Origin of the sequence: Sphingobium agri (genome assembly GCF_023051225.1) — a bacterium.
Classification (GTDB): domain Bacteria; phylum Pseudomonadota; class Alphaproteobacteria; order Sphingomonadales; family Sphingomonadaceae; genus Sphingobium; species Sphingobium agri.
This window is the reverse complement of the sequence record NZ_JALKHS010000008.1, coordinates 282,473-292,691: the sequence shown is the minus strand read 5'-3', so window position 1 is coordinate 292,691 and position 10,219 is coordinate 282,473. Positions and strand designations below refer to the sequence as shown.

Genomic DNA, 10,219 nt, shown 5'->3' with positions numbered 1-10,219 from the left:
CGCCCTGCTCAAAGCCGATCGATGCTGGACGCAATCTCCAGCTTGATCATCACGGATACTCTAGCTCTCATCCCCCATCCGCAGCGCCGCGATGAAGGCTTCCTGCGGGATCTGCACCGATCCATATTCGCGCATCCGCTTCTTCCCCTCTTTCTGCTTCTCCAGCAGCTTCTTCTTGCGCGTGATGTCGCCGCCATAGCATTTCGCGGTGACATCCTTGCGCATCGCCGCGATCGTCTCACGGGCAATCACCTTGCCGCCGATCGCCGCCTGGATCGGGATCTTGAACAGGTGGCGAGGGATCAGGTCCTTCAGCCGCTCGCACATATGCCGCCCACGCGCCTCGGCCGCCGAGCGGTGAACGATCATCGACAGCGCGTCGACCGGCTCGTTGTTGACGAGGATGCTCATCTTGACCAGGTCGCCCTCCCGCGTGCCGATCTGGTGATAGTCGAAACTGGCATAGCCCCGGCTGATCGACTTCAGCCGGTCGTAGAAGTCGAACACCACTTCGTTGAGCGGCAGTTCATAGGTCACCTGCGCCCGCCCACCGACATAGGTCAGGTTCTTCTGAATCCCGCGCCGATCCTGACACAGCTTCAGGATCGATCCCAGATATTCATCGGGGCAGTAGATCACCGCCTCGATCCAGGGCTCCTCGATCATCTCGATATGATTGGGGTCTGGCATGTCGGCCGGGTTGTGCAAATGGCGCACGGTCCCGTCCTTCATATGCATCTCATAGACCACCGACGGCGCGGTGGTGATAAGGTCGAGATCATATTCGCGGGTCAGCCGCTCCTGGATGATCTCCAGATGCAGCAGCCCCAGGAAGCCGCAGCGGAAGCCGAAGCCGAGCGCCGCCGACGTCTCCATCTCGAAGGAGAAGGACGCATCATTGAGCCGGAGCTTGGAAATCGAGTCGCGCAGCTTTTCAAAATCGTTCGCATCGACGGGAAACAAGCCGCAGAACACGACCGGCTGCACTTCCTTGAAGCCCGGCAGCGGATTGGCGGCCGGGTTCTTCACCGTAGTGATGGTATCGCCGACGCGGGTCTGGCTTATGTCCTTGATCTGCGCGGTGATGAAGCCGATCTCACCCGGGCCGAGTTCCGGCAGCTGCTCGATCTTGGGCCGCATGCAACCGACGCGATCGATCAGATGCTCGGTCTCGCCGATCATGAACTTGATCTGCTGCCCCTTCTTGATGACGCCATTGACGACGCGCACCAGGATGACGACGCCCAGATAAGGGTCGTACCAGCTATCGACCAGCATCGCTTCCAGCGGCGCGTTGCGATCGCCCTTGGGCGGCGGGATTTTCGCAACGATCGCTTCAAGGATGTCGTCGATGCCGATGCCCGACTTGGCACTCGCCAGCACCGCTTCGGACGCGTCCAGGCCGATGACCTCCTCGATTTCCGCGCGCACTTTCTCCGGTTCGGCGGCGGGCAGGTCGATCTTGTTCAACACCGGCACGATCTCATGGTCGTGTTCGATCGACTGATAGACGTTGGCCAGCGTCTGCGCTTCCACGCCCTGCGCCGCGTCCACCACCAGCAGCGCGCCCTCGCAGGCGGCAAGCGACCGGCTCACCTCATAGGCAAAGTCGACATGCCCCGGCGTGTCCATGAGGTTGAGCTCATAGGTCTCACCATTTTTCGCGACATAATCGAGACGCACCGTCTGCGCCTTGATGGTGATGCCCCGTTCCTTTTCGATATCCATATTGTCGAGCACCTGCGCGCTCATCTCGCGGTCGGTCAGGCCGCCGGTGCGCTGGATCAGGCGATCGGCCAGGGTCGACTTGCCATGGTCGATATGGGCGATGATCGAGAAGTTGCGGATATGCGAAAGGTCGGTCATGGCCCGCGCCGATAGCAGCCATTTGCGGGCCTGTCAGCAGAGCTTAGAAACAGCCAGGCCATCAGTAGGAAAAGGCCGCGAGCTATGGTAAGTGACGCGAGCTTTAAGCGGGTCGTACCACATAAGAAATTCCGTAATTAACCGCTCGAAAAGGGGATTTGGGGCAATGTTCAAGACGGTTTCCGCGGTCGTCGCGGCAGCATCGATGCTTGCGACGCCGATGTCTGCGATGGCGCAGACGAATATGAGTTCTTCCGGCAAGACCTATAAGGATGGCACCACCAAGGGCGCGTCTTCGGGCCGCAGGGCGCAGGAACGCGCTCAGCAGGAGATTCCCCGCTGCACCCGCCGCCTTGGCACCGTCGCGATCGTCGAGCCCGACAACCAGTGGTGGCGCGAACTGAACCTGGGCAGCCCGGAAGCGGTGCTCAAGGTATTGATCCAGCAGTCCGGCTGTTTCGGCATCGTCAATCGCGGCCGCGCCATGCAGAGCCGGGCGATGGAACGCGCCATGGCGGACTCCGGCGAATTGCAGGCCGGATCGAACCTGGGCCGGGGCCAGGTCAAGGCGGCCGACTATTATCTGGAGCCTGATATCGTATCGTCCAACCGCAATTCTGGCGGTGGCGGCTTCGGCGCTGCACTTGGCGGCCTGATGGGCGGCACGTTCGGCGCACTTGCCGGAGGCCTCAACATCAAGAAGAAGGAAGCGAACGTCACGCTTTCCATCGTGAACGCCCGCACGACGGAAGAAGAGGCGCTGACCGAAGGCTATGCGCGCAAGACCGACATCGGCTTTGGCGGCGGCGGCGGTGCCGGGTGGTGGGGCGGCTTTGCGGCCGCCGGTGCCAGCGGCTACCAGAATACCGAAATTGGCCAGGTGATCGTGCTCGCCTATCTCGATGCCTATACCAAGCTCGTCACGCAGATGGGCGGCCTGCCCGCTAACGCGGCAGCCGCTGCTCCGCGCGCACAGTAAGGCTTCAATGCAGGGGCTTGGCGAAGCGTCGCCGAGCCCCTGTTCTGCTCTTCTTGGCTCAGCATCGCTGCCGTTGTCAGAACAGACACCGCTATCAAATCGGCCGGGACGAGACTTCCGGCTGCACCAACCTTCTTTCGCGCCGCCGCCGCCACCACGACAATATCGCCTCGCCCGCGGGACGCTCCACCAGCCTGTTGATCCCCGCGCCTAAGATCAGCGCGACAAGGAAAGCGGAAAAGAAGGCGAGCCAGGGGCTATAGCCTTGCTCCGTCATTTTCAGCATCACGACGAAGCCGACATGCTGGTGAATGAGGTAGAAGGAATAGCTGATGCCTCCCATCCAAAGCAGCGGACGTGCCGCAATCCATCGCAGGCGACCTTGAATGAGCGCGGCAAAGCCTGCCAGCAAGACGCAGGCCATGATCGTGACGTCCCACGTCTCCATCATGGCGACAGAGAGCAGGGTGATCATCGCGTAGGGCGCCTGCTCGCGCCAATGCCGCTGTCCGGACCAGACTCGATAGGACAGCATCCCTATGACGAAGAAGGGAAGGTTGCGCAGCACGAAGAGCATGATGATCCGCTCCGGCATGTCCGGCCAAAAACCATAGATCGCGCGGACCGCGAGCCACAGCGCGAGTACAGGTTCCAGCCTTTTCAACCCGGCCCATTTCCAGATGGATATCATGCAGAAATAGAAGGCGATTTCGACCGTCAGCGTCCAATAGGCGCCGTCCACTTCGGGAAGGAAGGCGAAACCTTGCAGCATCGTGATGTTGGCGACGATCGCGCCGGGCCCAACCAGCAACTGGGTGGCTTTCGCCAGATATTCAATCGACAAGGTAAGCAGCATCGCGATGAGATAAGCGGGATAGAGCCGCGCGACGCGGTTGACCATGAAATCAGCGACGCTTCGAATACGGTCGAGCGTGAAGAAGATCGCGAAGCCAGAAATGGTGAAGAATAGAAGGACTCGATAATTGCCGCCCGGGAAGCTGAATGGCACATGGGCCGCTTGGGGGAACAACTCGTGGAAACGGGTCGAATAGTGGAAAACGAGGACGCATAGCGCCCCGATGCCCCGCAGGGCATCCAGTTCCACCAAGCGGGCGCGGGGAGGCAAACCAGTCACCCGGACATATTAGCAATAAAACAGCAATCAATCGGTTAAGATGGGAAGAACAATTTACCGTGGGGGATAGGGCCAAGGCGGTATGTGTTCGTGGGCTGGCGTCAGCCCCCCTGCTCCGCGACGCGCTTCAATCGCATGAGTTGCTCAGTCAAGACCTTGTCTACCGCTGGCGCCATCTGCTTCGAATCTATCCGCATATAGCCTGCTGCTATATAGCTCATGGTCACCTCCACACCGCGATCGGATGGCATGATCGTGAGTTCAAGCGTGCCGATGACGGCATCGGCTTGCAAAGGCCCTAGAGCCCCGGACAATCTCACCCGCTTGTAGGGCTCGGCCAAGATCAGACGTGCATGCTCGACACTACCAGCGTTGCCGTTTGCTCCCGGCAGGCGCTCACAAAAGCATCCACCTGCTCGCGGATCCATGCTGAGGTTAGCGGCATCACCGCTAGAGCTGTGCTCGCTGCTCCACCACCGCGCAGGCTTGACGATCAGCGAGTAGACCGACCGGGCATCCCGATCGATGCGGACGTTGCTGGCGATCGAGAAGCCGGCATCATTGACCGATTTGACTTCGGCTTGCGCGACCGTTCCGGCAGCGAGAGCCGTAATGAAGACAGCCCGGATACAAGCTCGCATCCTCTTTCCCCCGTCGATGACCGACGGGAGAAACTAGCGCAAGCTCAGGGCCGATCCAATATGGCCGCGATCGCCGCGGTCACATCGTCCATGTCGGCCATGCCGTCGACTCGAGACACGATGCCCCGCGCCTCATAGATAGGGAGAATAGGAGCGGTTTTGGCGCGATATTCCGCCATGCGGGTGCGGACAGTCTCTTCATTGTCGTCCGGGCGGCGCTTGAACTCATGCCCGTGGCATTTATCGCATTCATTCTCGACTTTGGGTTGCTTGAAGCTGTCATGATAGCCTTCGCCACAGCTCGCGCAGGTAAACCGGCCTGTGATGCGCTCGACCAGAGCGTCCTCATCAACATCAAGTTCGATGACATGAGCAAGCGTACGGCTGCGGTCAGCAAGGATGGAGTCAAGCGAATGCGCCTGCGCTTCGGTACGCGGATAACCATCGAAGATCACGCCCGTGCCGGTAGCGAGCCCATCCAACGCTTCCCCGATGATGCCGGAGACGATTTCGTCAGACACGAGTTCGCCCGCTTCCATTACCGCCTTGGCTTTCAGGCCAACCGGCGTCTGAGCCTTGACCGCTGCGCGCAGCATGTCGCCCGTCGACAACTGCACCATGCCGCGATCTTCGACCAAACGGCTCGCCTGCGTGCCCTTACCTGCTCCCGGAGGGCCCAGCAGAATGATATTCATGTGCGCATACTCCCCTGTTCTCGCGCTGGCGCTGATGCGCCTTTAACGGAGCCGTCCCTTCAGCTTGGCCTTCTTGATCAGATCCCCATATTGATGGGCCAGCAAGTGGCTCTGGATCTGGGTCACGGTATCGACGGTGACGTTCACCACAATTAGCAGGCTAGTTCCGCCCAGATAAAAGGGGATACCCGCCCGCGCGATGGCAAATTCCGGCACCAGGCAGATGATAGCCAGGTAAGCCGCACCGATGACCGTGATCCGGGTCAGCACATAGTCCAGATAATTTTCCGTGTTCTTGCCTGGACGGATGCCGGGGATGAACCCGCCGTTGCGCTTGAGATTGTCGGCAGTCTCTTCCGGATTGAACACAACCGCCGTGTAGAAGAAGCAGAAGAACACGATGCCGAGGCCGTACAACGCCATGTAGACCGGGCTGCCGTGTGACAGATATTGGTTCAGCGTCAGCACGAAATCGCCGAGTCTGCTCTCGCCAGCAACGGTATTGCCCGCGAACTGCGAGATGGTGAGCGGCATCAGCAACAGCGAGCTGGCAAAGATCGGCGGGATCACGCCTGCGGTATTGACCTTGAGCGGCAGATGGCTCCGGTCAGCCTGCATCAAACCCTGACGCGTCTGGCGCTTGGGATATTGAATCAACACCCGGCGCTGCGCACGCTCCATGAAGCAGATCAGCAGGATCAGGCCTACGGCCAGAGCGATGACCATCACGATCAGCAGGCCGGAAATCGACCCTTCGCTGCCTGACTTGAACAAATTGCTCAGCGTTACCGGAAGCTGGGCGACGATGCCGGCCATGATGATAAGCGAAACGCCGTTGCCGATGCCGCGCGACGTGATCTGCTCACCCAGCCACATCAGGAACATCGTTCCGCCGATCAGCGAAACGACCGCCGCGATCCGGAACAGGAAGCCAGGATCGACCACCGCCTGAACGCCCGACTGCGCCCCAAAGCTTTCGAGGCCTACAGCGATGAAATAGCCCTGCACGGCGGTCAGACCGACGGTGCCGTAACGGGTATATTGGTTGAGCTTCTTACGCCCGCTCTCGCCTTCCTTCTTGATCGCCGCGAGTTGGGGCGAGAGGCTGGCCGCGAGCTGCACCACGATCGAGGCGGTGATATAGGGCATGACGCCGAGCGCAATCAGGCTCATGCGCGAAAGCGACCCGCCAGAGAAGGTGTTGAAGATGTCCAGGACACCGCCATTGGTCTGCGCATAAAGCTGCGAGAGCGCGGTGGGATCGACTCCTGGCAACGGAACGAAGCTCAGAAAGCGGAACACGATCAGCGCGCCCAGCGTGAACCATAAGCGCTTCTTGAGGTCGGTCGCCTGGCTGAACTTCGCCAGGCTGAGATTGGATGCGAGCTGGTCGGCTCTCGATGCCATCTTGGCTGCCCTTCAAAACATCTTGCCGGATTGAGATACCCGGAGCGGAATCGCTAACCCCTTAGCGGGGTGATCGCACGCTGTCGAACTCGGAAATTCACACCGTTCATTCTGAATTCTATCGGAGCCGACAATGAGGGTCTTTTTGATCCCAAATACAAGGCCCCGCCTACCCATATCGGGCAGCGGGGCCATGCTTGCAAGCCTTGCGGCCTGGCTCAAGCCTTCTTGGCGGCCTTGGCGCTACCCTTCTTGGCAGCGGCCTTTTCGGCAGCCGGAACGACGGCGATCACTTCGACCTTGCCGCCCACCTTCTTGACCGCTTCGACAGCGCCCTTCGATGCGCCTGCAACGAGCAGGTTGACCTTGGCCGTCAGTTCGCCCTTGGCGAGCAGACGGACACCGTCCTTGCCCCCCCGCGCCAGCGCAGCGCCCTTGAGCGCTGCATGGTCGATCATAGCATTGGCGTCGAGCTTGCCCGCGTCGATTGCCTTCTGCAGAGCGCCCAGGTTCACGATCGCGTAATCCTTGGCGAAGATGTTGTTGAAGCCGCGCTTCGGCAGACGCATGTGGAGCGGCATCTGGCCACCCTCAAAGCCGTTGATGCTGACGCCCGACCGCGCCTTCGCGCCCTTCTGGCCGCGACCGGCGGTCTTGCCCTTGCCGGAGCCGATACCACGGCCGACGCGCATCCGGCCCTTGCGGGCGCCGGCATTGTCATTGAGTTCGTTGAGCTTCGTCATTGTGCACTCGCTTTCGCTATGTTCGCGCTGAAAAGATGATGCCCCTCCCGCAGGCGGGAGAGGCAAGGATACTTAGGGACGCGCAGCGGCCCTTAGTTGCAATTGTGAGGGCTTGCCGAAACGTTGCGCCTGGTCCAGCCCTCTCCAACTCCGCCTAACCGCTTCGCGGACAGGCTGCATATCCACTCCTGCTTGCGGAGAGGAACGGGTCAGTCGACCACCGCCACCATGTGAGGCAGCTTGGCAATGGCGCCGCGGACTTCCGCGGTGTCTTCCAGCTCCACCACGCGGTGCATCTTGCCAAGGCCGAGGCCGATCAGAATCTTCTTCTGGGCTTCGGGACGGCGGATCGGCGAACCGATCTGCTTGATCTTGATCTTCGCCATGCTGTCTTACTCCGCAATCGCTTCGGCGTCGGCCTGAGCGACTTCGGCCGAGGCACCACCGCGACGAAGCAGGTCGGCAACCTTCTTGCCGCGACGCTGCGCCACAGCCTTGGGGCTGACCTGTTCACCCAGCGCCGCGAAGGTCGCCCGGATCATGTTGTAGGGGTTCGAAGTGCCGTTCGACTTCGTCACGACGTCAGCGACGCCGAGGCTTTCGAACACAGCGCGCATCGGGCCACCGGCGATGATGCCCGTACCGGCCGGAGCCGAACGAACCGTCACCTTGCCCGCCCCGAAATGGCCAAGGCCATCATGGTGCAGCGTGCGGCCTTCCTTCAGCGGAACGCGAACCATCGCCTTCTTGGCCGAAGCGGTCGCCTTGCTGATGGCTTCCGGCACTTCGCGCGCCTTGCCATGACCGAAGCCCGCACGGCCCTTGCCGTCGCCGACGACGACCAGAGCCGCGAAGCCGAAGCGTTTACCGCCCTTGACGGTCTTCGAGACGCGGTTGATGTGAACCAGCTTCTCGATCAGCTCTTCACCCTGCTCCTCGTCACGGTTGCCACCCCGACGGTCGTCCCGACGGCCACGGCCGCCGCGCTCGCCACGGTTGCGGTCGCCGCCACGGCCACGACCACGGCCGGGACCGCGATTTTCGGACTGCTCGCCGCCTTCAACGGCAGCAGGTGCGCCCGGCTGGGCCTGGATATCGTTTTCGTCAGCCATGATCAGAACTCCAGCCCGGCTTCACGGGCCGCATCGGCCAGCGCCTTGACGCGGCCATGGAACAGGAAGCCACCACGGTCGAACACGACCTGGGTAACGCCAGCAGCAGTCGCCGCAGCAGCGACGCGCTTGCCGACATCGGCAGCGGCTTCGGAAGTGGCACCGGTCTTGCCGCGCACATCCTTGTCCAGGGTCGACGCGGCGGCCAGGGTCTTGCCCTGCGCATCGTCGATGACCTGGGCGTAGATATGACGGCCCGAACGGTGGACGCTGAGGCGCGGACGCGTGCCCGAAACAGCCTTGAGCGCGGTGCGGACGCGGCGGCGACGCCGCGCGAAGAGGGAAAGCTTTGCCATCTTACTTCTTCTTCCCTTCCTTGCGGAAGATGAACTCGCCGGCGTACTTGATACCCTTGCCCTTATAGGGTTCGGGCTTACGCCAGCGGCGGATCTCGGCGGCAACCTGACCCACCTTCTGCTTGTCGATGCCGCTGATCTCGACCGTGGTGTTATCCGGGGTCTTGATCTCGATGCCTTCGGGCACCGCGAAATCGACGTCGTGGCTATAGCCGAGCTGAAGCTTCAGGGTCTTGCCCTGAGCGTTGGCACGGTAGCCGACGCCGGTGATCAGCAGCTTCTTGGTGTACCCTTCGGTCACACCGGTGATCAGGTTTGCGATCAGCGTGCGCTGCATGCCCCAGAAAGCGCGAGCGCGCTTGCTGTCATTGGCGGGCTTTACCGCGATCGAACCGTCTTCGATGCTGTAGGTCACTTCGTCAGCCAGCGGCAGCGACAGGGTGCCCTTCGGGCCCTTCACCGACAGCTGACCGCCTTCGATGGCGGCGGTGACGCCCGACGGGACGGCAACCGGCTTCTTACCAGTACGGCTCATCAGAACACCTCCGCCAGCACTTCGCCGCCGACATTCTGCTCACGCGCTTCGGCGTCGGACAGAACGCCACGGGGCGTCGAGACAATGGTGATGCCCAGGCCATTGCGAACCACCGGCAGTTCCTTGGAACCCGAATAGACGCGACGGCCGGGCTTCGAGACGCGGGCGACGTGCTTGATCGCCGGCTGGCCTTCGAAATATTTCAGCTCGATGCGCAGGCCGGGGTGCTTGCCGAGGGCTTCCTCGGAATAACCACGGATATAGCCTTCGCGCTGGAGCACGTCGAGCACGCGGGCGCGGAGCTTCGAAGCGGGGGACACAACGCTGTCCTTCTTCGCCTGCTGCCCGTTGCGGATGCGGGTGAGCATATCACCCAGGGGATCGGTCAATGCCATCTCAAATGATCCTTACCAGCTCGACTTGGTGACGCCGGGGATCAGGCCCTTGTTGGCCAGATCACGCAGCTGCACGCGGCAGAGGCGGAATTTGCGGTAATAAGCGCGGGGACGCCCCGTCAGTTCGCAGCGGTTCCGGATACGGGTCGGATTGCCGTTGCGGGGGATCTCCGCCATCTTCAGACGCGCGATCAGACGATCGCTGTCGTCGGCCGCGGTATCATTCGCGATCGCCTTGAGCTTCGCATAGCGGCCGGCATATTTCTTGACCAGCTTCTTGCGGCGCTCATTCTTGTTGATCGAACTCAGTTTCGCCATGACTTAAGTTCTCTTTCCTTGGGTGTCTGGAAAGAGA

General features: G+C 61.3%; 13 protein-coding genes. 1 reads left to right on the top strand and 12 read right to left on the bottom strand.

All coding sequences use genetic code 11. From position 1 onward, the window contains the following. Window positions 1-60 precede the first annotated feature (60 nt). Window positions 61-1,866 carry a translation elongation factor 4 gene (lepA, locus tag MU848_RS12560; protein WP_097090715.1) on the bottom strand — a complete coding sequence of 602 codons (1,806 nt, stop codon included), beginning with the start codon at window positions 1,864-1,866 and terminating at the stop codon, window positions 61-63. Window positions 1,867-2,032: 166 nt separating this feature from the next. Between lepA and MU848_RS12555 the strand changes: the two genes are divergently transcribed. Further along, a complete protein-coding gene (locus MU848_RS12555) occupies window positions 2,033-2,845 on the top strand; it encodes a CsgG/HfaB family protein (RefSeq protein WP_176502157.1) in 813 nt (270 codons plus the stop codon). Window positions 2,846-2,939: 94 nt separating this feature from the next. On the opposite strand, the gene MU848_RS12550 is transcribed toward MU848_RS12555, so the two are convergent. From MU848_RS12550 to rpsN, 11 genes are all read right to left on the bottom strand, one after another. After that, window positions 2,940-3,980, bottom strand: a complete 1,041-nt coding sequence (locus MU848_RS12550) for an acyltransferase family protein (protein ID WP_247232590.1) — start codon at window positions 3,978-3,980, stop codon at window positions 2,940-2,942. A 101-nt stretch (window positions 3,981-4,081) separates the two neighbouring features. After that, the gene (locus MU848_RS12545) at window positions 4,082-4,621 is read right to left on the bottom strand and encodes an SRPBCC family protein (protein WP_247232582.1); all 540 of its coding nucleotides are present in this window, start codon (window positions 4,619-4,621) and stop codon (window positions 4,082-4,084) included. Window positions 4,622-4,665: 44 nt separating this feature from the next. Further along, window positions 4,666-5,316, bottom strand: coding sequence for an adenylate kinase (locus tag MU848_RS12540; protein WP_097090713.1), 651 nt, complete (start codon window positions 5,314-5,316; stop codon window positions 4,666-4,668). A 42-nt stretch (window positions 5,317-5,358) separates the two neighbouring features. Then, window positions 5,359-6,723, bottom strand: a complete 1,365-nt coding sequence (secY, locus tag MU848_RS12535) for a preprotein translocase subunit SecY (protein WP_201515253.1) — start codon at window positions 6,721-6,723, stop codon at window positions 5,359-5,361. Window positions 6,724-6,941: 218 nt separating this feature from the next. Next, window positions 6,942-7,466 carry a 50S ribosomal protein L15 gene (gene rplO, locus MU848_RS12530; protein WP_247232574.1) on the bottom strand — a complete coding sequence of 175 codons (525 nt, stop codon included), beginning with the start codon at window positions 7,464-7,466 and terminating at the stop codon, window positions 6,942-6,944. 209 nt (window positions 7,467-7,675) lie between these two features. Next, window positions 7,676-7,852, bottom strand: coding sequence for a 50S ribosomal protein L30 (gene rpmD / locus MU848_RS12525; RefSeq protein ID WP_013847753.1), 177 nt, complete (start codon window positions 7,850-7,852; stop codon window positions 7,676-7,678). A 6-nt stretch (window positions 7,853-7,858) separates the two neighbouring features. Beyond that, complete coding sequence (gene rpsE / locus MU848_RS12520; RefSeq protein WP_201515255.1) at window positions 7,859-8,578, bottom strand: 30S ribosomal protein S5; 720 nt, start codon at window positions 8,576-8,578, stop codon at window positions 7,859-7,861. Window positions 8,579-8,580: 2 nt separating this feature from the next. Beyond that, window positions 8,581-8,934: a 50S ribosomal protein L18 gene (gene rplR, locus MU848_RS12515; RefSeq protein ID WP_097090709.1), complete on the bottom strand. Its 354-nt coding sequence runs from the start codon at window positions 8,932-8,934 to the stop codon at window positions 8,581-8,583. Window position 8,935: 1 nt separating this feature from the next. Then, entirely contained in the window at window positions 8,936-9,469 is a 534-nt protein-coding gene (gene rplF / locus MU848_RS12510; RefSeq protein ID WP_201515256.1) for a 50S ribosomal protein L6, read from the bottom strand. Further along, window positions 9,469-9,864, bottom strand: a complete 396-nt coding sequence (gene rpsH, locus MU848_RS12505) for a 30S ribosomal protein S8 (protein ID WP_021239751.1) — start codon at window positions 9,862-9,864, stop codon at window positions 9,469-9,471. Before rpsH ends, rplF begins: the two co-directional genes overlap by 1 nt. Window positions 9,865-9,876: 12 nt before the next feature. Next, complete coding sequence (gene rpsN / locus MU848_RS12500) at window positions 9,877-10,182, bottom strand: 30S ribosomal protein S14 (RefSeq protein WP_009820643.1); 306 nt, start codon at window positions 10,180-10,182, stop codon at window positions 9,877-9,879. Window positions 10,183-10,219 lie beyond the last annotated feature (37 nt).

What these genes read in the sequence shown, in the direction of transcription:
- lepA (WP_097090715.1), bottom strand. Translation starts at nt 1,866, where the DNA reads ATGACCGACCTTTCGCATATCCGCAACTTCTCGATCATCGCCCATATC.
- MU848_RS12555 (WP_176502157.1), top strand. Translation starts at nt 2,033, where the DNA reads ATGTTCAAGACGGTTTCCGCGGTCGTCGCGGCAGCATCGATGCTTGCG.
- MU848_RS12545 (WP_247232582.1), bottom strand. Translation starts at nt 4,621, where the DNA reads ATGCGAGCTTGTATCCGGGCTGTCTTCATTACGGCTCTCGCTGCCGGA.
- MU848_RS12540 (WP_097090713.1), bottom strand. Translation starts at nt 5,316, where the DNA reads ATGAATATCATTCTGCTGGGCCCTCCGGGAGCAGGTAAGGGCACGCAG.
- secY (WP_201515253.1), bottom strand. Translation starts at nt 6,723, where the DNA reads ATGGCATCGAGAGCCGACCAGCTCGCATCCAATCTCAGCCTGGCGAAG.
- rplO (WP_247232574.1), bottom strand. Translation starts at nt 7,466, where the DNA reads ATGACGAAGCTCAACGAACTCAATGACAATGCCGGCGCCCGCAAGGGC.
- rpmD (WP_013847753.1), bottom strand. Translation starts at nt 7,852, where the DNA reads ATGGCGAAGATCAAGATCAAGCAGATCGGTTCGCCGATCCGCCGTCCC.
- rpsE (WP_201515255.1), bottom strand. Translation starts at nt 8,578, where the DNA reads ATGGCTGACGAAAACGATATCCAGGCCCAGCCGGGCGCACCTGCTGCC.
- rplR (WP_097090709.1), bottom strand. Translation starts at nt 8,934, where the DNA reads ATGGCAAAGCTTTCCCTCTTCGCGCGGCGTCGCCGCCGCGTCCGCACC.
- rplF (WP_201515256.1), bottom strand. Translation starts at nt 9,469, where the DNA reads ATGAGCCGTACTGGTAAGAAGCCGGTTGCCGTCCCGTCGGGCGTCACC.
- rpsH (WP_021239751.1), bottom strand. Translation starts at nt 9,864, where the DNA reads ATGGCATTGACCGATCCCCTGGGTGATATGCTCACCCGCATCCGCAAC.
- rpsN (WP_009820643.1), bottom strand. Translation starts at nt 10,182, where the DNA reads ATGGCGAAACTGAGTTCGATCAACAAGAATGAGCGCCGCAAGAAGCTG.